The 22,361-nt window shown below is 74.5% G+C and carries 7 protein-coding genes; 1 reads left to right on the plus strand and 6 read right to left on the minus strand.

Translation table 11 applies throughout. The features are described from left to right. The 6 genes from ABZ117_RS23190 to ABZ117_RS23215 form a co-directional block, all read right to left on the minus strand. Positions 1-6,078 (minus strand): type I polyketide synthase (locus ABZ117_RS23190; RefSeq protein WP_356823603.1); only part of this gene is annotated, 6,078 nt, incomplete at its 3' end. A gap of 250 nt (positions 6,079-6,328) precedes the next feature. After that, entirely contained in the window at positions 6,329-11,071 is a 4,743-nt protein-coding gene (locus tag ABZ117_RS23195; protein WP_356823604.1) for a type I polyketide synthase, read from the minus strand. After that, positions 11,071-16,650, minus strand: coding sequence for an SDR family NAD(P)-dependent oxidoreductase (locus tag ABZ117_RS23200; RefSeq protein ID WP_356823606.1), 5,580 nt, complete (start codon positions 16,648-16,650; stop codon positions 11,071-11,073). The genes ABZ117_RS23195 and ABZ117_RS23200 overlap by 1 nt, the downstream gene beginning before the upstream one ends. A 529-nt stretch (positions 16,651-17,179) precedes the next feature. Continuing rightward, the gene (locus ABZ117_RS23205) at positions 17,180-18,079 is read right to left on the minus strand and encodes a geranyl diphosphate 2-C-methyltransferase (RefSeq protein WP_356823791.1); all 900 of its coding nucleotides are present in this window, start codon (positions 18,077-18,079) and stop codon (positions 17,180-17,182) included. Between the two features lie 16 nt (positions 18,080-18,095). After that, positions 18,096-19,397 carry a family 2 encapsulin nanocompartment cargo protein terpene cyclase gene (locus ABZ117_RS23210; protein WP_356823608.1) on the minus strand — a complete coding sequence of 434 codons (1,302 nt, stop codon included), beginning with the start codon at positions 19,395-19,397 and terminating at the stop codon, positions 18,096-18,098. A 103-nt stretch (positions 19,398-19,500) separates the two neighbouring features. Then, positions 19,501-20,913, minus strand: a complete 1,413-nt coding sequence (locus ABZ117_RS23215; protein ID WP_356823609.1) for a family 2B encapsulin nanocompartment shell protein — start codon at positions 20,911-20,913, stop codon at positions 19,501-19,503. A 637-nt stretch (positions 20,914-21,550) separates the two neighbouring features. On the opposite strand from ABZ117_RS23215, the gene ABZ117_RS23220 reads away from it, so the two are divergent. Continuing rightward, positions 21,551-22,312 (plus strand): DeoR/GlpR family DNA-binding transcription regulator, encoded by a 762-nt coding sequence (locus tag ABZ117_RS23220; protein WP_356823611.1) that lies wholly within the window; start codon positions 21,551-21,553, stop codon positions 22,310-22,312. Positions 22,313-22,361: the final 49 nt, after the last annotated feature.

The following is a 22,361-nucleotide window of genomic DNA, read 5'->3' on the forward strand; positions in this document are numbered from 1 at the left end:
GTCCTGACCATACGTGGCCAGCAACGCCTGCGCCTCGATCGGATCACCCAGCGTCGTCCCCGTCCCGTGCGCCTCCACCACATCCACATCCGCGGTGGTGAGGCGGGCGTTCTCCAGTGCTTCGCGGATGACGCGTTCCTGGGAGGGACCGTTGGGGGCGGTGAGGCCGTTGGAGGCGCCGTCCTGGTTGACGGCCGTGCCGCGGACGACGGCGAGGACCTCGTGGCCGTTGCGGCGGGCGTCGGAGAGCCGTTCCACGACCAGGACGCCGACGCCCTCGCCCCACACCGTGCCGCCCGCCGCGTCGGCGAAGGCACGGGTGCGGGCGTCGGGGGCGAGCGCGCCCTGCCGGCTGAACTCGATGAACGTCTCCGGGGTGGCCATGACGGCGACGCCGCCGACCAGGGCCAGGCTGGACTCGCCCTGCCGCAGCGACTGGGCGGCCAGGTGCAGCGCCACCAGGGACGAGGAGCAGGCGGTGTCGACGGAGAGCGAGGGGCCCTCCAGGCCCAGGGTGTAGGCGACGCGGCCGGAGATGATGCTGCCGGAGCCGAAGCTGCCGAAGTAGTCGTGGTACTGCACGCCGGCGAACACGCCGGTGCGGCTGCCCTTGAGGCTGTGCGGGTCGATGCCGGCGCTCTCCAGCGCCTCCCAGGACGTCTCCAGCAGCAGCCGCTGCTGCGGGTCCATGACGAGGGCTTCCTTGGGGCTGATGCCGAAGAAACCGGCGTCGAAGTCGCCCGCGCCGTGCAGGAATCCGCCCTCGCCGACGTAGGAGGTGTCGGGCCGCTGCCGGGTGGGGTCGACGATGCGGTCCACGTCCCAGCCGCGGTCGGCGGGGAACGCGGTGATGGCGTCGGTGCCGTCGGCGACCAGCCGCCACAGGTCGTCCGGGGTGCGGATGTCGCCCGGGTAGCGGCAGGCCAGGCCGACGATCGCCAGCGACTCGTCCGCGCGGACCCGACCGGTGCGCCGGCCGCCGCGGGTCCCGGCCCGGGCGCCGGCGACCAGGGTGCCGAGGTGCGCGGCGAGTGCTTCGGGTGACGGGTGGTCGAAGACGAGGGTGGCGCTCAGCCGCCGGTCCAGCTCGGCGGAGAGCGAGTTGCGCAGCTCGATCGCGGCGAGCGAGTCGAAGCCGAGGTCCTTGAAGGCCCGGTCGGACTCCACGCTGTCCGGGTCGGGGTGCCCGAGGACGACGGCGACATGGGCGCGGACGGTGCGCAGCAGCGCCTCGGCGCGCTCCTCCTCGCCGAGGGCGGCCATGCGCTCGGCGAAGCCGGCGCCGGCTGCCTCGGCGGCGGCCTCCCGGCGCACCGGGCGGCCGGCCAGCGCGCGCAGCACGGGTGCGAGGCCGGTGCCCTGCGCGCGCAGCGCGGGCAGGTCGAGCCGCACCGGCGCCAGGGCGGGGCGGCCGGCGCGCAGCGAACGGTCGAACAGGGCGGTGCCCTCCTCGGCCGACAGGGCGGTCATGCCGCCGCGGGCCATCCGGGCGCGGTCGGTCTCGTCGAGCGAGCCGGTCATGCCGCCCGTCGGCGCCCACGGGCCCCAGGCCAGCGACAGGGCGGGGGCGCCCTGGGCGTGGCGGTGCGCGGCCAGGGCGTCCAGGAGGGCGTTGGCGGCGGCGTAGTTGCCCTGGCCGGGGGCACCGACGGTACCGGCGACGGAGGAGAACAGCACGAACGCCGAGAGGCCGTCGGTCAGTTCGTGGAGGTGGAGCGCGCCGAGGGCCTTCGGCGCGAGGACCGTGTCGATCCGTTCGGGGGTGAGCGAGGAGACCACGCCGTCGTCCAGGACGCCGGCGGCGTGCACGACCGCGGTGAGCGGGCGGCCGGCCGGGATGCCGGCCAGGACGGCGGCGAGGCTCTCCCGGTCGGCGACGTCGCAGGCGTGGGCGGTCGCGGTGGCGCCGAGGCCGGCGAGTTCGGCGATCAGGTCGTCGGCGGTGCCGGAGCGGCTGAGCAGCGCGAGGTGGCGCGCGCCGTACGCGGTGACCAGATGGCGGGCGAGGACCCGGCCGAGGCCGCCGGTGGCGCCGGTCAGCAGGACGGTCCCCTCGGGATCGAGCGTCAGCTCCGCGGGGTCGGCGGGGAGTTCGGCGCGCACCAGCCGGGCGGCGTGGGCGGTGCCCGCGCGCACCGCGACCTGGGGTTCGCCGCAGGCGAGGACGCCGGGCAGTACGGCGCCGGCGTCCGTACCAGGTTCGAGGTCGAGCAGCACGAACCGGTCCGGGTTCTCCGACTGCGCGGACCGCACCAGGCCCCATACGGCGGCGCCGGCCAGGTCGGGCACGTCCCCGCCGGCGACGCTGACCGCCCCGCGGGTGACGACGGCCAGCGGGCGGGGGTCGTCGTCCTGGAGGGCGGCGAGCGCGGTGCGCAGTGCCTCGCGTACGGCGTCCGGGGTGGTCCCGGGCGTACTGCGCAGCACCCGGTGGCCGGTGTCAGGGGCGTCGGTCTCCAGGGGCAGCGGCTGCCAGTCGAGGGTGAACAGGGCGTCGGCGGTGGTGTCGCGGGCGGCGCGCAGGTGGGTGAGCGGGCGGGAGGCGAGGGAGGTGACCGTGGCGACGGGGGCGCCGTCGGCGTCGGCCAGGTCGATGGAGAAGGCGTGGTTGCCGGCGGGCACCAGCCGGGCCCGCAGCACGGAGGCGCCGACGGCGTGCAGGGTGACGCCCGCGAACAGGAACGGCAGCCGGGCGGTGTCGTCGGCGGAGCCGTCGCCGAGCAGGGCGAGGGAGTGCAGGGCGGCGTCGAACGCGGCCGGGTGCAGGCCGAAGCGGGGCGCGTCGGCGGCGGGCCGCTCCGGCAGCCGTACCTCGGCGAACAGTTCCTCACCGCGCCGCCAGGCGGCCGTCAGGGCCTGGAACACGGGCCCGTAGGCGAGGCCGGCGGCGGCGTGCCGCTCGTACAGGCCGCCGGTGTCGAGGGGTTCGGCGTCCTCGGGGGGCCAGACGTCCAGGCGGGTGCCCGGCGTGCCGGTGCCGGCGGTGAGGAGGCCGGAGGCGTGCGAGGTCCACGGTTCGTCGGCGGTCAGGCTCTCGGCGCGGGCGTACACGTGCACGGTACGGGCGCCGGACGCGTCGGGCGCGCCGACGGCGACCTGGACCCGCACGCCGTCGTCCGGGGGCAGCACCAGCGGTGTCTCGAGGGCGAGTTCCTCCAGGTGTCCGCAGCCGACCTGGTCGCCGGCGCGGATCGCGAGCTCGACCATGGCGGTGCCGGGGACGACGATCCGGCCGCCGACGACGTGGTCGGCGAGCCAGGGGTGGGTGCGCACCGACAGCCGGCCGGTGAGGACGGCGCCGTCGGTGTCGGCGAGCACGGTGGCCGCGCCGAGCAGCGGGTGGTCGGCGGGGTCCAGTCCGGCGGAGCCGACGTCGCCCACGGTCGCGGCCGTCTCTGGCCAGAACCGTTCGCGCTGGAAGGCGGTGGTGGGCAGGTCGACGGTGCGGGCGCCGGTGAACAACGCGGTCCAGTCCACGGCGGCGCCGCCCGCGTACAGCTGGGCGAGCGCGGTGAGCAGGGTCTCGGTCTCGTCGCGCTCGCGGCGGGTGGCGGCGGCCAGCACGGCGCCGGTGTCCGTGCCGTCGGCGGTCAGGCACTCGCGGGCCATGGCGGTCAGTACCGCGTCCGGGCCGAGTTCGAGGTAGCGGGTGACGCCCTGGCCGGCGAGGGTGCGTATCCCGTCCTGGAAGCGCACCGCCTCGCGCACGTGCCGCACCCAGTAGTCGGGGGTGGCCATCTCCTGGCCGGCGAGGGCACCGGTGACGTTGGAGACCACCGGGACGGTGGCCCGGTGGAAGGTCAGGGACCGGACGACCGACTGGAACTCGGCCAGCATCGGTTCCATCAGCGGTGAGTGGAAGGCGTGCGACACCGTCAGCCGCCGGCTCTTGGCGAATCGGGCGGCCACCGCCTCGGCCTCGGCGGCGTCGCCGGAGATGACGACGGAGCCGGGGCCGTTGACGGCGGCGATGCCGACCCGCTCGGTGAGCAGCGGGCGTACCTCGTCCTCGGTGGCGCGCACGGCGATCATGGCGCCGCCCGCGGGCAGCGCCTGCATGAGCCGGCCGCGCGCGGCCACCAGCGTGGTCGCGTCCGTCAGGTCCAGCACGCCCGCCACATGCGCGGCGGCGATCTCGCCGATGGAGTGCCCGGCCAGGTAGTCGGGCGTGACGCCCCAGGACTCCACCAGCCGGTACAGCGCGACCTCGAAGGCGAACAGGGCGCTCTGGGTGCGGGCGGTGCGGTTGAGCGGCTCGGGGTCGTCGCCGAGGACGAGGCCGCGCAGCCCGGGGTCGCCGGTCAGCGCGCAGATCTCGTCGAAGGCGCGGGCGAAGACCGGGAAGTGCGCGTGCAGTTCCCGGCCCATGCCGGCGCGCTGCGCGCCCTGCCCGGTGAACAGGAAGGCGGTCTGCCCCTTTTGGACCCGGCCCGAGGCGGCGCCCCGGCCGCCCTCGGCGACGCCGGCCAGGGTCGTGCGCAGCGCGTCGCGGCCGGCGCCGAGGACCACGGCCCGGTAGGGGTGGGCGGTGCGGGTGGCGGCCAGGGAGTGCGCCACGTCCACCGGGTCCAGCTCGCCGACGGCGGCGACCAGACGGGCGGCCTGCTCGCGCAGGGCGCGCTCGGTCCGGCCGGAGACCACCCAGGGCACCAGCGGGGGCGCCGTACGCGGCTCGGACTCCGCCGGTTCCTCGGCGGGGGCCTCCTCCAGGACGGTGTGCGCGTTGGTGCCGCTGGCGCCGAAGGAGGAGACGGCGGCCCGCCGCGGACGGCCGGGGTCGCTCCAGGGCCGGTTCTCGGTCAGCAGCCGGACCCGGCCCTGCCCCCAGTCGACCTTGCCGGACGGCTCCTCGGCGTGCAGCGTGCGCGGCAGGACGCGGTGCCGCATCGCCATGACCGCCTTGATGATGCCGGCGACGCCGGCCGCGGCCTGGGTGTGCCCGATGTTGGACTTCACCGACCCGAGCCACAGCGGGGCGTCCGCGGGCCGGTCCTGGCCGTAGGTGGCGAGCAGCGCCTGGGCCTCGATCGGGTCGCCGAGCGTGGTGCCGGTGCCGTGCGCCTCCAGCAGGTCCACGTCGGCGGGGCCGAGTCGCGCGGAGGCCAGCGCGGCTCGGATGACGCGCTGCTGGGACGGCCCGTTGGGGGCGGTCAGGCCGTTGGAGGCGCCGTCCTGGTTGACGGCGGAGCCGCGGACGACGGCCAGCACCTCGTGGCCATTGCGGCGGGCGTCGCTGAGCCGTTCCAGCACCAGCATGCCGGCGCCCTCGCTCCAGCCGGTGCCGTCCGCGGCGTCCGCGAAGGACTTGCAGCGGCCGTCCGGGGCGAGGCCGCGCTGCCGGCTGAAGGCGATGAAGTTGCCCGGCGTGGACATCACGGTCGCGCCGCCCGCCAGCGCGAGACCGCACTCCTTGTTGCGCAGTGCCTGTACGGCCAGGTGGACCGCGACGAGCGCCGAGGAGCAGGCGGTGTCGATGGTGACGGCCGGTCCCTCCAGCCCGAGGGTGTAGGAGATGCGGCCGGAGATCACGGCGGCCAGCACGCCGGTGCCGAGCGCGGCCTCGCTGTCCTCGGGTGTTCTGGCCAGCAGGTCCTTGTAGTCCTGGCCGTTGGTGCCGGCGAACACCCCGATCCGGGCGCCGTGCGCCGAGTCGGGGGCGATCCGGGCCCGTTCCAGGGCCTCCCACGACACCTCGAGCAGCAGCCGCTGCTGGGGGTCCATCGCGACCGCCTCGCGGGGGCTGATGCCGAAGAAGTCCGGCTCGAACCCGGCCGCGTCGGTGAGGAAGCCACCGCGGGTGACGTAGCTCTTGCCGGTGGCGTCCGGGTCGGGGTCGTAGAGCGCGTCGATGTCCCAGCCCCGGTCGTCGGGGAAGTCACCGATGGCGTCGGTGCCGTCGTGGACGAGCCGCCAGAACTCCTCCGGGGTGGTCACGCCGCCGGGGAAGCGGCAGCCCATCCCGACGATGGCGATGGGTTCCCGGTCCTGGGTCTCCACCTCGCGCAGCCGCTGGCGGGTCTGGGCCAGGTCGGCGGAGACCCGCTTGAGGTAGGAGAGCAGCTTTTCGTCGTTGGTCATCGGGTGTCGCCACTCCTGTGCGAAGACGGGGACTGCGGTGGGGCCGGGGCGTCGTGGGAGGGACGCCTCACGCCTGGGTCGTGTCGTCGGACTCCCGCCGTTCGCCCGGAGGGCGGGCTCTGCGGCGTCAGGTGCGTGCTCTCGGCGTGCCGGGTCCTGACTCTCGTACTGGACGTACTCGGGTCGGGGCCCGGTGCGGCGAGAGGGCGTGCATGGCGTCGTGGAGCAGGCGGGAGTTCGACGACACGGCCTAGCGGAGCTCGTTGTCGATGAAGGCGAAGACGTCGTCGGCGGAGGCCTCCTCCAGCCGTCCGGCGACGGCGGCGGCGTCCTGGCCGAGCATCTTGTCGAGGTCGCCCAGCAGCGACCGGAGGCGGGTGGTGATCCCTCCCTGTTCGATGTCCTCGGCGGTGAGGTCGCCGAGCCGGGCCGCGACCCGGTCGAGTTCGGCGAGGACCGAGTCCACGGAGGTGTCGGCGCCCGCGAGTTCGCTGCCCAGGTGCTTGGCGAGGGCGGCGGGGGTGGCGTAGTCGAAGATGAGTGTGGCCGGCAGCGGCACCCCGGCGGCGCCGCTGATCCGGTTGCGCAGGTCGACGGAGGTGAGGGAGTCGAAGCCGAGGTCGCGGAAGGCGGTGGTCGGCTCGACCGCGTCGGCGCCGCCGTAGCCGAGGACCGCGGCGGCCTGACCGCACACCAGTTCCTGGAGGGCGCGGTCCCGTTCGCCGCCGGTGAGGCCGGCCAGCTTCTCGGCGAACCCGTCGGCCGCGCCCGCCTCGGCGGGGCCACCGGTGCCGGTCCGTGCCTCGGGCAGCGTGGACAGCAGGGGGCTGGGCCGGGTGGCGGTGAAGGCGGGCGCGAACACCGACCAGTCGACGTCGGCGACGGTGACCGTGGTGTCGCCGCCGTCCAGGGCTCGGCGCAGCGCGGTCAGCGCGCGGTCGGGGTCGAGGAGGGACATGCCCATCGCGCGGGCGGCCGAACGGACGGTGCCGTGGGCGGCCATGCCGTCGCCGCCCCACGGCCCCCAGGCCACCGAGGTGGCCGGCAGTCCGGCCGCGCGCCGGTGTTCGGCGAGGGCGTCGAGGTAGGCGTTGGCGGCGGCGTAGTTGGCCTGTCCCGCACCGCCGACGGTGGCGGTCAGGGAGGAGAACAGCACGAACGCCGACAGGTCCCGGTCCGCGGTCAGTTCGTGCAGGTGGCGGGCGGCGTCGGCCTTGGGTGCGAGGACACCGGCGAACCGTTCGGGGGTGAGGGCGTCCAGGACGCCGTCGTCGAGGACGCCGGCCAGGTGCAGCACGGCGGTGAGGGGGTGTTCGTCCGGTACGGAGTCCAGCAGCGCGGCCAGCGCCCGGCGGTCGGCGACGTCGCAGGCGGCGAGGGTCACCCGGGTGCCGGCGTCGGTGAGTTCGCGGACGAGGCCGGCGGCGCCCGGCGCGTCCGGGCCCCGCCGGGAGGTCAGCAGCAGGTGGTCGGCGCCCTCGGCGGCGAGCCAGCGGGCGACGGCCGTGCCGACGGCGCCGGTGGCCCCGGTGACCAGCACCGTGCCGGACGGCTTCCAGGGGGTGCCGGCGCGGGCCGGGGCGTGCTCCAGGCGCCGGCCGTAGGCGCCGGACTCGCGCAGCACGACCTGGTCCTCGCCGCTCGCGTCGCCGAGCAGGGCGGCCAGCCGGGCGAGGGTCTGCGGGCCGGGCGCGGCGGGCAGGTCGACCAGCCCGCCCCAGCGCTCGGGGTGCTCCAGGGCGGCGACCCGGCCGAGGCCCCACACCCGGGCCTGGGCGAACCCGGTGACGGCGGCGGCCGTGCCGTGGGCGACGGCGTCGCAGGTGACGCACCACAGCGGGGCCGTGATCCCGGCGTCCCCGAGGGCCTGGAGGAGGGTGGCGGTGGCGGCCGGTCCGGTGGCGGGCGCCAGCAGGGACAGGACACCGTCGAGGCCGTCCCGGCCGGCGAGCAGTCCGGCGAGTTCCACGCGGTCGGCCGGGTCCGGCACCGTGAGGATGTCCACGGCGAGGCCCCGGTCGGTGAGCCCGGTCAGGACGGCGGTCGTCCAGGGATCGCCGGTGGCGGGGACGACGGCCAGCCAGTGGCCGCCGCGCGCCGGGGTGGCGGCGGGCGCGAGCGGTTCCCAGGTGACGCGGTACCGCCGGCCGTCGGCGGCGGCGTTGGCCTGCCGCTGCTCGTGCCAGGCGGCCAGGGCCGGTACGACGGCTGCGACGGACGTCTCGTCGGTGACGCCGAGGGTGGCGGCGACGGCGGTCACGTCCTGGTCCCGGACCAGTTCCCAGAACGGGTCGGCGGCGTCGCCGCCCGCGCGTGCCGCCGCGGAGCGCTCGGCCTGGAGGATGGGGGCGTCCTCCCAGTGCCGGTCGCGGCGGAACGGGTAGGTGGGCAGGCCGACCTTGCGGCCGCCGGCGAACACGACCGGCCAGTCGGGGCCGGTGCCGGTCAGGTGCAGGCGGCAGACGGCGTCGAGGAGGGCGGCGTCCTCGACGCGGTCGCGGCGCTGGGTGCCGATGACGTCGGGCACCGTGTCCTGGGCCAGGTTGGTGAGCACCGCGTCCGGGCCGATCTCCAGCAGGCGGGTGGCGCCCTCGGCGGCCAGGGTGGTGACCGCGTCGTGGAAGCGGACGGCCTCGCGGACGTGGCGGACCCAGTAGTCGGGCGAGGTCAGGTCGCCGGCCGTGCGGCCGGTGACGTCGGAGACGACCGGCAGGGCGGGCTCGTGGAAGGTGAGGCCGGCCAGCACCTCGCGGAACGCGTCGAGCATGGGGTCCATGCGGTGGGAGTGGAAGGCGTGCGACACCTTCAGCCGGGTGGACTTCTCCACCCGCGCGGCGACGGCGAGCACGGCCTCCTCGTCGCCGGATATCACCACGGCTCGCGGGCCGTTGACGGCCGCGATGTCGACGCCGTCGGTGAGCAGCGGGATGACCTCGGCCTCGCCGGCGAGCAGGGACACCATCGCGCCGCCCGCGGGCAGGTCCTGCATGAGCCGGCCGCGGGCGGCGACCAGGGCGACGGCGTCCTTCAGGTCCAGGACGCCGGCGACGTGCGCGGCGACGACCTCGCCGATCGAGTGCCCGGCGAGCAGGTCAGGGGTGATCCCCCAGTGCTCCAGCAGCCGGTACAGGGCGGTCTCGAAGGTGAACAGGGCGGCCTGCGTGTACATGGTCTGGTCGAGGCGGGCGGCGGGGCCGGTGTCCTCGAACATGATCTCGCGCAGCGGCCGGTCCAGGTGGGTGTCGAACGCGGCGCAGATCTCGTCGAAGGCGGCGGCGAACACCGGGAACGAGGCGTGCAGGGTGCGGCCCATGCCCGGCCGCTGGGAGCCCTGCCCGGAGAACAGCACGCCGAGGCGGCCGGGCTCGGGGGGCACCACGGCGGGCCGGCTGCCGTCGGCGACCGTGCGCAGCCCGGCCAGCAGTTCGTCCCGGTCGCGGCCGGTGACGGCGGCCCGGTGGGTGAACACGGTGCGGGTGGTGGCCAGCGAGTACCCGACGTCGTACGGGTCGAGGTCGCCGGCCACCGCGAGCAGCCGCTCCGCTTGCCGCTGGACGGCGTCGGCGCCCTTGCCGGACAGCACCCAGGGGACGACGGGCAGCGCGGCCCGCTCCGGGGCGGGCTGCGCCGTCCCGGCGGGCGGTGCCTCCTCCAGGATGGTGTGGGCGTTGGTACCGGAGATGCCGAAGGAGGACACGCCGGCGCGGCGCGGGCGTCCGTCGGGGGTGTCCCAGGGGCGGGCCTCGGTGAGCAGCCGGACGTCGCCGGCGTTCCAGTCGACGGCGGTGGAGGGCTTCTCGGCGTGCAGGGTGCGGGGCAGGATGCCGTGGCGCATGGCCATGACCATCTTGATGACGGCGCCGACGCCGGCCGCGGCCTGCGGGTGGCCCATGTTGGACTTGATGGAGCCGAGCCACACCGGCCGGTTCTCCGGCCGGTCCTGCCCGTAGGCGGCGATGACGGCCTGGGCCTCGATGGGGTCACCGAGGGTGGTGCCGGTGCCGTGCGCCTCGACCGCGTCGATGTGGTGCGGGGCGAGCCGGGCGTCGGCGAGGGCCTGCCGGATGACCCGGATCTGGGCCGGGCCGCTCGGCGCGGTCAGGCCGTTGGAGGCGCCGTCCTGGTTGACGGCCGAGCCGCGGACGACGGCGAGCACCTCGTGCCCGTTGCGCAGGGCATCGGACAGCCGTTCCACCAGCAGCATGCCGGCGCCCTCGGCCCAGGCGGCGCCCGCCGCGTCGTCGGAGAAGGAGTGGCAGCGGCCGTCGGGGGACAGCGCGCGGCGCTCGCTGAACTCGATGAACATCTCGGGGCTGGCCATGACGGCGGCGCCGCCCGCCAGCGCCAGCGAGCACTCCCCCCTGCGCAGCGACTGGATCGCCGAGTGCAGCGCCACCAGGGAGGAGGAGCAGGCGGTGTCCATGGTGACCGCGGGGCCCTCCAGGCCGAGGGTGTAGGCGATGCGGCCGGAGACGATGCTGCCGGAGATGGTGCCGCCGATGTAGTCGTGGTGCATCAGCCCGACGAAGACGCCGGTCGGGGTGCCCTTCACCGTGGTGGGGTCGATACCGGCCCGTTCGAAGGCCTCCCAGGTGACCTCCAGCAGCAGCCGCTGCTGCGGGTCGGTGCCGGGCGCGTCCTTGGGGCTGATACCGAAGAAGGCGGGGTCGCACTCGGCGGCGTCGTGCAGGAACCCGCCGTGGCGGACGTAGGACTTGCCGGGGGCGCCGGGCTCGGGGTCGTAGATCGCCTCGACGTCCCAGCCGCGGTCGGTGGGGAACTCGGTGACGACGTCGGTGCCCTCGTCGATGATCCGCCACAGGTCCTCGGGGGTGCGCACCCCGCCCGGGTAGCGGCAGCCCATGCCGATGATGGCGACGGGCTCGCGGTCCTGCTCCTCCAGCTCGCGTACGCGGCGGCGGCTGCGCTCCAGCTCGGTCGTGGCCCGCTTGAGGTAGTCGCGGAGCTTGCCGGCCGTGGCCGAGTCTTCCATCACAGGGCTCCCAGTTCGTTGTCGATCCTGGCGAAGAGTTCGTCGTCGCTGGCTTCGCCGAGGTCCTGCGGCGCCACGGGCTCGGTGTGCCGTCCGTGGGTGTCCTGCCAGCTGCGCAGCAGCGCTTCCAGGCGTGCGGTGACGCGGGCGTGGCTGCCGCCTTCGTCGGACAGGGTGAGCAGTGCGGCTTCGAGGCGGTCCAGCTCGGCCAGCGCGGTCCGGGCCCGGTCGGCCGGTCCGGGCACGAGCGCGGTCCTGAGGTGGGTGGCGAGGGTGGTGGGGGTGGGCTGGTCGAAGACGAGGGTGGCGGGCAGGGTGAGGCCGGTGGCGCCGGCCAGGAGGTTGCGCAGTTCGACGGCGGCCAGCGAGTCGAAGCCCATCTCCTGGAAGGCGCGTTGCGGGTCGACCGACTCGGGCGAGGGGTGCCCGAGGACGGCGGCGACGTGAGTGCGGACCAGCTCCAGCAGGGCGCGGTCCCGTTCCGGATCGGCCAGCGGTGCCAGCCGGTCGCGCCAGGAGCCGGCAGGGGTGCTCGGGGCCGGTCCGGCACCCCGCCGGGCGGGCCGCACCAGGCCGCGCAGCAGCGCCGGTACGCCGTCCGGCCGGGCGCGCACCGCGGCGGCGTCCAGGCGTACGGGCACCAGGACGGCGTCCTCGCCACCGAGGCCGGCGTCGAAGGCGCGCAGTCCCTGCGCGGGGGTCAGGGGCGGCAGGCCGAGCCGGCGCAGCCGTTCCAGGTCGGCGGCGTCGATGCCGGCGCTCATGCCGCCGGCGCCGGACCACAGGCCGTAGGCGAGGGAGACGCCGGGCAGCCCGAGCGAGCGGCGATGGGCGGCGAGGCCGTCGAGGAAGGTGTTGGCGGCGGCGTAGTTGGCCTGGCCCCCGCCGACCAGCAGACCGGCGGTGGAGGACAGCAGGACGAACGCCGACAGGTCCTTGTCGCGGGTCAGTTCGTGCAGGTGCCAGGCGGCGTCCACCTTGGGCCGCAGCACCCGGTCGACCCGGTCCGCGCCGAGTGTGGCCAGCACGCCGTTGTCGACGACGCCGGCCGCGTGCACCACGGCCCGTACGTCGTGCGCGGCGAACAGCGCCGCCAGCTCGGCGCGGTCGGCGGCGTCGCACCGGGCGATGATCACCTCGGCGCCCGACTCGTTCAGCTCTTCGCCCAGTTCGGCGGCTCCGGGGGCGTCCACGCCGCGCCGGCCGGCCAGCAGCAGGCGCCGTACGCCGTGCTCGGTGACCAGGTGACGGGCGATCAGGGCGCCGAGGCCGCCGGTGCCGCCGGTGATCAGGACGGTGCCGTCCGGGTCCCAGGCGAGCGGGCCGCCGGGCTTGGCGCGGGCCAGCCGGGGCAGCCGTACCTCCCCGTCCCGCACCGCGACCTCCGGTTCGCCGGCGGCGAGCGCGGCGGCGAGGGCGGGTCCCGGGGCGGCGCTGCCGTCGCTGTCGACCAGCAGGAACCGGCCGGGGTTCTCGGCCTGGGCGGCGCGGACCAGCCCGTACAGGGCGGCGTGGCCGAGGTCGCCGGCGCGCAGCAGGACCGCGAGCCGGCGGTCGGCGTGTTCCTCGTCGGCCGGCCAGGCGCGCAGCGCGTCCAGCGTGGCGTGCACCCGCTCGCGCACCAGGGCGGGCAGGTCGGGTACGGCGTCCGGGGTGGCCGGTACGGCCAGCACCACCAGGCCGGGCAGCGGGCCGGCGGCGGTGAGGGCGGCCAGGCCGGGGTGGTGGGGCGCGTCGAGGCCGGTGTGCGCGACACCGGTGTCGTCGGTCCCGGTGTCGTCGGTCCCGGTGTCTGCCTGGCCGGTGCCTGCGAGGCCGCATACGGCCAGGGCGGGCGTGCGGGCGGTCGCCGGGACGGGTGCCGGGACGAGGTCGACCCGGTACAGCGGGTCGTCGCCGTCCCCGGCGAGCTGCTCGGCGGAGACGGGGCGGGCCACGAGGCTGCGGACGGTCGCGACGGGCGCGCCGGTGGCGTCGGCCAGGGTGAGGGCGACGGCCTCGGGGCCGGACGGCGACAGGTGCAGGCGCAGGGTGTCGGTGCCCGCCGCGTGCAGGGTGACACCGCCCCAGGCGAACGGCAGCACCGCCCGGCCGCCGGGCAGATCCAGCAGGTTGACGTGCAGGGCGGCGTCCAGCAGCGCCGGGTGCACGCCGTACGCGGCGGCGGTGGCGCGGGCGCTGTCGGGCAGGGCCGCCTCGGCGAACAGCTCGTCCCCGCGGCGCCACATGGCGCGCAGGCCCTGGAAGAGGGCGCCGTAGCCGTAACCGGTGCGGGCCAGTCGGGGGTAGAGGCCGTCCAGGTCGACGGGTTCGGCGTCCCGGGGCGGCCAGTCGGTCAGGCCCACCGGGCTCGCCCCGTCACCGGCCGGGTCGGTACCGTCACCGGCCGGGCTCGCCCCGTCGCCGGCCCTGGAGGTGAGGACGCCGGCGGCGTTGCGGGTCCACGGGGCGTCGGGGGTGTCGGCGCGGCGGGACCAGACGGCCAGCTCCCGGCGTCCGTCCCGTTCCCCGCCGACGGCGGCCTGGACGGCCAGCGCCCCCTGCTCGGGCAGGACCAGCGGGGCGTCCAGGGTGAGTTCGCCGACGGTGTCGCAGCCGGTGCGCTCCGCGGCCTGGAGTGCCATCTCCACGAAGGCGGTTCCGGGCAGCAGCACGGTCCCGTGCACGGCGTGGTCGGCGAGCCACGGGTGGGAGGCGAGGGAGAGCCGGCCGGTGAGGACCGCTCCCCCGGTGTCGGGCAGGTCGGTCGCGGCGGTCAGCAGCGGATGGCCGGTGGCGCTCTGTCCCAGGCCGTCGGCGTCTCCGCTGCCGCCGGCGCCGGCCTCCAGCCAGAGGCGTTCCCGCTGGAAGGCGTAGGTGGGCAGGTGGGTGTGCCGGGCGTGGTGCGGGGCGAAGAACGCCGCCCAGTCCACGGCGGTGCCGGCCGCGTGCAGCCGGGCCACGGCCGTGACCAGGTCGCGTTCCTCGTCGCCGGCGCGGCGCAGCCCGGCGACGGTCACGCTGTCCTCGGGCACGCAGTCCACGGCCAGCGCGGTCAGGGCCGCGTCCGGGCCGACTTCCAGGAACGCCCGGACGCCCAGCTCGTGCAGGGCGGTCATGGCGGGCGCGAAGCGGACGGGCCGGCGGACGTGGTCCACCCAGTGCCCGGGGGTGGCCAGCCGCGCGGGGTCGGCGAGCGCGCCGGTGAGCGTGGACACGATCGGGATGCGCGGCTCGGCGAAGGAGCACCGGGCGGCGGCCTCGGCGAAGTCGGCGAGCATCGGTTCCATCAGCGGCGAGTGGAAGGCGTGCGAGACCTTCAGCCGCTTGCCCTGGCCGAAGCGGGCGGCGAGGGCGGCGACGGCGTCCTCGGCACCGGAGATCACCACGGAGCGCGGGCCGTTGACGGCGGCGAGGCCGACCCGCTCGTCCAAGTGGGGGGCGACCTCGTCCTCCGTGGCGCGCAGCGCGGCCATGGCGCCGCCCGCGGGCAGGGCCGCCATCAGGGTGCCGCGCGCGAGGACGAGGTGGACGGCGTCCGGCAGGGACAGCACCCCGGCGACGTGGGCGGCGGCGATCTCACCGACGGAGTGTCCGGCCAGGTAGTCGGGGGTCACGCCCCAGGACTCCAGGAGCCGGTACAGGGCCACTTCGATGGCGAAGAGGGCGACCTGCGCGTAGTCGGTACGGGTGAGCAGATCGGCGTCGCCGTCGATGACGTCGGCGAGCGGCCGCTCCAGGCTCCGGTCGGCCAGGGCGCACACCGCGTCGAAGGCCTCCGCGTACACCGGGAAGGCGCGGTGCAGGTCCCGGCCCATGCCGATCCGCTGGGCTCCCTGACCGGTGAACAAAAAGGCGGTCCTGCCGCCGGCCGGGGTGAGCGGAGCAGCGGCGGCGAGCCCGGCGAGCAGGTCGCCGGTGTCCCGGCCGACCGCGACGGCGCGGTGCTCGAAGCGGGCGCGGGTGGTGGCGAGCGACAGCCCGAGGTCGGCCGGGCGGACGCCGGGGTGCGCGTCGAGGTGGTCGCGCAACCGCGCGATCTGCGCGGCGAGGGCCGGGCGGGTACGGCCGGAGACGACCCACGGCACGTAACCGCCTGCCCGGCCCGGCGAGTTCTGGCCGCCCCCGTCCCGTACGGGCGAGTTCTCCGCGCCCTCTTCCCCGCCGGCCGGCTTCTCGGGGTTCTCGGCGTTCCCGGGGGCCTCGGCCGGCTCCGGGTCGGCGGGCGCCTGTTCCAGGACGACATGCGCGTTGGTGCCGCTGATGCCGAAGGAGGAGACGGCGGCGCGGCGGGGCCGGCCGGTGACGGGCCACGGGCGGCGTTCCAGGGCCAGTTCGACGGCTCCCGCGCTCCAGTCCACCTGGTCGGTGGGCGTGTCGACGTGGAGGGTGGGCGGAACCTCACCGTGCCGCATGGCCAGCACCATCTTGATGACGCCCGCGACACCCGCGGCGGCCTGGGTGTGCCCGAGGTTGGACTTGACCGAGCCGAGCAGCAGTGGCTCGGCGCGGTCCTGGCCGTAGGTGGCGAGCAGGGCCTGCGCCTCGATCGGGTCGCCGAGCGAGGTGCCGGTGCCGTGTGCCTCGACCACGTCGACATCGGCGGGGGTGAGCCCGGCACCGGCCAGCGCCTGCCGGACGACCCGCTGCTGGGACGGGCCGTTGGGCGCGGTCAGCCGGCTGCTGGCGCCGTCGGAGTTGACGGCGCTGCCCCGGACGACGGCGAGCACCGGGTGGCCGTTGCGCCGGGCGTCGGCGAGCCGTTCCAGCAGCAGCATGCCGGCGCCCTCGCCCCAGCCGGTGCCGTCGGCCGCGGCGGCGAACGCCTTGCACCGGCCGTCCGGTGCGAGCCCGCGCTGCCGGCTGAAGTCGATGAACGTCTCCGGTGTGGACATCACGGTGACACCGCCGGCCAGGGCGAGCGAGCACTCGCCCGCCTGGAGCGCCCGCACGGCCCAGTGCAGGGCGACCAGGGAGGACGAGCAGGCGGTGTCGACGGTGACCACCGGGCCTTCGAGCCCGAAGGTGTAGGCGACGCGTCCGGAGGCGATGCTGGCGGCGCTCCCGTTGGCGAGGTAGCCGTCGAGGTCGTCGGGTACGGAGGTGAGGCGGGTGGCGTAGTCGTTGTACATCACGCCGGCGAACACGCCGGTGCGGCTGCCGCGCAGGGAGGCCGGCACGATGCCGGCCCGCTCGAAGGCCTCGTGCGAGGTCTCCAGCAGCAGCCGCTGCTGCGGGTCCATGGCGAGGGCCTCGCGGGGGCTGATGCCGAAGAAGTCGTAGTCGAAGTCGGCGGCGTCGTGCAGGAATCCGCCGGTACGGGCGTAGGTCCTGCCGGGCCGCGCCGGGTCCGGGTCGTACAGGGCGTCCACGTCCCAGCCGCGGTCGGCGGGGAAGTCCGTCACCGCGTCGGTCCCCGTCACGACGAGATCCCACAGGTCCTCGGGGGTGGTGACACCGCCCGGATAGCGGCAGCCGATGCCGACGACGGCGACCGGGCCGTGTGCGCGTCGCTCGTTCTCGCGCAGCCGCCGCCGCGCCTCCCGCAGGTCCGCGGTCGTCCGCCTGAGGTAGTCGAGCAGTTGCTCTTCGTTGTTCACCAGCGCGCCATCCGATCGAGATCGAAGTGAGGGCCTGGGCCGTGCGGATCGCCTCCGGACGGTTTCCGGTCCGCTTCCCCTCCGCTGTCGGAGGCTAGGCAGCCGGCAATGACCCAAGACACCCCTACGGCCCCCAGGGGCCCCCACGGCGGTTAAGGGGTCCCTCTCACAGGGCATCGCGCGCGACAATCTTCGTACGGCGTTCCGCGCGACGGTCACCGCATGGCATTCAGCGCGGCAGTCCTCGTACGGCGTCCCTGGCGGAGGCCAGGATCCCGGGGCGCCGGACCGTCCCCGCGGGCACAGGGGGGACGGTCCGCGCCGGCGCCGTCAGCGCGGGGCGGCGAGCGCGACGGCGGTGGTCGCGCGGACGAGCCCGGCGGTATGCCGGGCGGTGTGCGAACTGGACGGGGCCCGGGAGTTCGGGGCTCGGCGACATCCCCGAAGGCGGTGGCTGGCGCGACTTCCTGACCGCGGCCGGAATCGGAAGGGCCCGTATCGGCGGCAGGCCCTTCCCGTCGGCACCGGGTCAGACGCGGTCGGCCGCGATGAGGAGGTACTGGAACGAACCGTCCTTGTACGAGTTGATGAACGCGTCCTCGATTCCCGTCACCAGCGATGAGGTGGCCCGCAGTTCCCAGTAGGGCAGGGTGTCGGGGGTCAGGTCGATGACGGCCTGCGGCACGAGGCGGTTGTCGGCCATGGCGCGGAGGTACTCCCGGCGCGAGTGGATGTTGCACTCGAAGTGCGCGTTGATCTGCGAGACCCATTTCGACGGCTGGCCGTACCGCGGGTTCCAGCAGCCGGTGATGGTCACATAGCGACCGCCGGTCTCCAGGACGCGGGAGTGTTCGGCGAACAGGTCGTGAAGGTCGACGTACATGCTCGACTCGTTGTTCCACGATGCCGCCGCCGAACCGGTCCTGAACGGCGTGGCGAGCATGTTGCAGACGCGGGCGCGGACATGGTCCTGCATGCCGAGTTCGCGGGCCCTGCCGTTGGCGAAGTCGGCCTGCTTGGCCGACAGCGTGACTCCTTCGACGCTGCACCCGAATCGCTGGTGGGCCATCACCATCGAGCCGCCGCGGCCGCACCCGGCGTCCAGCAGGGTGTCCTGCGGCCTGATGTCGCCGAGGTGGCTCAGCAGGAACTCGGCCTGCGCCGACTCCAGTCGGTGGAGTTCGGCGATCAGCCTCTTCTCGCTCGCGGCGTCCCCGGCGCCGCCGAGTGCGGCGGAGTCGACTTCACCGATGCCGTAGTGGTGGTGGTACAGGCCGTCGACATCACCGAGGCGCAGGTTCACGGGCCTCGCCTCGCCGTCCCAGTAACGGGCGATGTCTCCCTGGTAGGGCGTCGCCGGGCCGGGGATGCGCAGGGGGGCGGAGGCGGGGGCGGATGCGGCGGTGCCGGTGAGTTCGGCGTTGGTCACGGATGAGTCCATTCTCTTACCAGAAGTCGGGCAGGCTGTAGCGATAGGTGTTGGACCGGTGCCAGTGGTGGTTGCCGTCGACCCAGGCGGCCACCCCGCGGAGAAAGCGCAGCACGCTCGGGACGGGGCAGTCGGCAGCCAGGCGGGCGGCCGCGGTCTCGAAGTCATGCATCAGTTCGTTGTGGATCTCGACCGACTTCAGGTAGGCGTCGCGGTCGGAGAGCCCCTCACGCTCGGAGAGCACGACGGGCAGGTTCAGGTGCCGGCCCGGCGCGTCGAGTTCCTTGGTGTACGAGTACAGGTCGTTCACGATGGTCGTCGCGTTGCCCGCCAGGGCGATGACCTGCTGCATGGCCGGCCGGGCGTGCAGGTCCGCCGGGAGTTCGTAGCCGCCGACGGTGTCCGTGATGGTGGGGCAGGGGCGGAAGTTGTTGAACTGGCGCATCGCCAGGTACTCCCACACCTGGGGGACGTGGTCCGTCTGGGCCCAGGCCGCTTCGGCGAGGTATCCCAGGTGCAGCCGGGACATGTCGTGCCGTAGCCGGTCCGCCTGGGAGGGGCTCGCCGCTCGGACGAAGTACTCCATGGCGGAGCGGTAGGCGCGCCGGGGCGCGTCCGCGTGGAGCGACGCCGCCCACTGCGGCTGGTACTCCGCCGTGGTGTGCAGGGCGTCGAGCGCGGTGTGGGCCAGCAGCAGCCGCTCGCCGAGGCCGACGGGCGATCCGCCGTGGTCCTCGCAGTAGTAGTCGTCCACCGCGTTCTCGGCCACCATGAGGCGGGTGGCGAGCATCAGGTGGTCGACGCCGGGTGCGTCCGGATGGCATCCGACCATGTAGCGGCCGACGGAGAAGCCGTCGAACTCCTCCTCCCAGTCCTCCGGATACAGGGTGACCTCGTCGACGGCCCAGGACTTGATCCTTCGGCTGACCTCTTCGACCCGCACCGGGTCCGGCTCGGCGATCGGATGGTGATAGAGGCCCGGGATCGCCTTCCCCTCCGCCGTGGGTGCCGACGGCGCCGGGGACTCCTCCCGCAGACAGATGCGCAGGCCCGCGGTGCCCAGACCGGTGGGACCTGCCAGGAGCCGTTGCACCGCGGTGACCGGCGCCGGCGTCATCGCCGACGGCGCGCCGAGGGCGGCCGGGGCCGGCTCGAAGGTCGCAGGGGGCGGGGGCGGGGAAGGCGCGCGGGGAGGGCAGCCGATGGCGGCTCTGACGTCGCGGGCGCGGGCCGCGGCGTCGGCGAGTACCTGAGCGCCGAAGCGGGATGCGGACTCCGGCAGGCTCGACTGCGGGGGAGGCAGCTCGGGCGCGGGCATTCATGGCTCCTTGATGGGGTGGTGCGGCTGTCCGGGGGCTTCCGGGCGTGCGCGACGGGCACGCGCAGTCGGGGGCGTCGCACTGTGCCGTGCGGACCGGGCGCTACCGGGGCCGGCGGGCGATCTGCACGTTCTCCAGCACGCCGACCGCGTCCGGCACGAGGATGGCAGCGGAGTAATAGGTACTGACGAGGTAGGAGGCGACGGCCTGCTCGTTGATGCCCATGAAGCGGACCGACAGACCTGGTTCGTACTCGTCCGGCAGGCCGGTGTGGTGCAGGCCGACGACGCCCTGGTTGTCCTCGCCGGTGCGCATGATGAGGATCGAGCTCGTGTTCTCCCGGGTGATGGGGATCTTGTTGCACGGGAGGATCGGGACTCCGCGCCAGGCCGGGACCCGCTGGCCGCCCAGGTCCACGTGGTCCGGATAGAGCCCGCGCGAGCTGAACTCACGGCCGATCGCCGCGATCGTGCGGGGATGGGCGAGGTAGAACCTGGAGCCGCGGCGGCGACAGAGCAGTGTGTCCATGTCGTCGGGGGTCGGCGGGCCGGAGTGCGGCTGGATCCGCTGCTTGAAGTCGGCGTTGTGGAGCAGGCCGAACTCCCGGTTGTTGATCAGCTCATGTTCTTGCCGCTCCCGCAAGGCCTCGATGGTGAGACGCAGTTGTTCCTCGGTCTGGTCCATCGGCCCGTTGTAGAGGTCGGAAACCCTCGTATGGATCCGCAGGACGGTCTGGGCGACCGAGAGTTCGTACTCGCGCGGATTCAGTTCGTAGTCGACGAAGGCGCCAGGCAGCTCCTGTTCACCGACGTGACCCGCCGACACCGCGATCTCTGCCTCGCCGCGATGGTTCTGCCGCTTGCGGGAACGGGAGGTGAACTCCTCGACGTGGTCCCGAAGACCGGGCGCCCCGGACAGTACGGCCGCGAAGTCGGCGCGCGACAGGGTGAGCAGTGTGCCCGAGGTCTCGGCGGTGGCGGTCTGTTCCCACCGGGCGTCCTCGTCCAGCAGGGCGTGCTCCCCGAACCGGTCGCCGTCGGCGAGTACGTCCAGGGTGAGTTCGTCGCCGTAACCGCCGACAACGGTCTGGCCGATGCGGCCGTGGGCGATCAGGTGGAGCCGGTCCGCCCGTGCGCCGCCCTCGACCAGCGTCTCGCCGCTCCGGAAGTCACGCTGGACGCACCGGGATGCGATCGCCGTCAGCACCTCGATGTCGTCGAAGCCGCGCAGGAGGGCCAGTTCGCCCAGCTCCCGGGGGATCACGCGAACGTCGGCTCCGTCCTGGACGAACTCCACCCTCCCGTCCCCGACCGTGTAGGTCAGGCGGCGGTTCACCCGGTAGACACCGCCGTCGGTCTCCACCCAGGGGAGCATGCGCAGCAGCCAGCGAGAGGTGATCTCCTGCATCTGCGGGACGGACTTGGCCGTGGTGGTGAGGTTGCGGGCGGCCGCTGTTCCCAAGCTGGACTGCCGGGGCAGCTCCAGCCGCGCTTGCGAGCTCGAGTCGACAGTCATCGGGCAGGCTCTCTTTGTTCGGGGGCGGTGACGCGCGGATGAGGCAGACACCGGGCGACAGGAAGAAAAAGACGCGTACAGAACGAGAAGCCGTCCAGCTCCGGCAGGAACACTAATGGCCCCTTTGCCCCCCGGAACAAGGAAATCCGCCGATATTAACTCGATACGCTGATCGCGGCCGAGTGATGTTTGCCCTGCCCTCGATGGGTTTCGGCCACGATCGGCGACACCTTCCGGCAGCCGGCGCCACGGTCCCGTCCATCCAGCCCGCGTGAGCGGTGAATCGGGCTCTACGGCCCGGACGACGACGCGTCCGGCATCGCTCAGCGGACCGATCAGACGTGCCGGATCGGGCCCCCGGCGTTTTGGGTGATGGTCACGCATGAACGGTGGTGCGGCGATCCGGGTTCGCTGTCCGCCCGAACCGGGCAGCGGAGGCGGTCCATATGGGCACCAGCGCTCTGGGACAAACTGCGTACAGGGCCATGAGCTGGGGCTTTGCATAATCGCTTCAGACATCACCGGGCACTTTCAGGCCCGCTGCGGGCCGGTTCGTACGAAAAGGCGATTGGTATAAATGTGCGGCAAGACCGGGCACGCCGTGCCCGGACCGGGTAGGGAAGGCCAGGTGCGTGCGGTGAACGCCGAAGAGCGTCAGAGCCGGATTCTCGCCCTCGCTCGTCACCAGGGGCGTGTCGAGGTCACCACCACGGCCGTCGACCTGGCCGTCGCGCCGGAGACCATCCGCCGCGACCTCAGGGTCCTGGAACGCAGGGGCCTGCTCCGCCGCAACTACGGCGGTGCCTACCCCGTCGAGGGCGCGGGCTTCGAGACGGGCCTCCCCGAACGAGAGACCCTGCACGTCAAGGACAAGCGCCGGATCGCCGCGGAGGCGGTAAAACTCCTCGGTGACGCGGAGACCGTGTTCGTGGACGAGGGCTACACCCCCCAGCTCCTCGCCGCGCTCCTCCCCGGTGACCGCCCCCTGACCGTGGTCACCGCGTCCCTGTCCACCGCAGCCGCGATCGTGGATTCTCCGCAGGTCACCGTCCTGCTCCTCGGCGGCCGAGTCCGGGCGCGGACCCTGGCCACGGTGGGCTCGTGGACCTGCGCCATGCTCGAGCGATTCGTGATCGACCTCGCCTTCCTGGGGTCGAACGGGATCTCCCGGGAGCTCGGCCTGACCACCCCCGATCCGGTGGTGGCCGACGTCAAGGCCAAGGCGCTGGCCGTGTCGCGCCGGCGTGTGTTCATGGGGCACCACAGCAAGTTCGGCGCGAGCAGCTTCTGCCGCTTCGCCGAGGTGGGTGACTTCGAGGCCGTCGTCACCGACACCGGACTGTCCAGCGCCGAGGCGCACCGCTACTCACTGATGGGACCCCGCGTCCACCGGGTCTGACCCGCTCAGCCCCCTTCCTACCGCCACGGACGGCTCCACCTGAGCCGCG

The sequence above is a fragment of the Streptomyces sp. NPDC006309 genome (assembly GCF_040613095.1).
GTDB lineage: Bacteria > Actinomycetota > Actinomycetes > Streptomycetales > Streptomycetaceae > Streptomyces.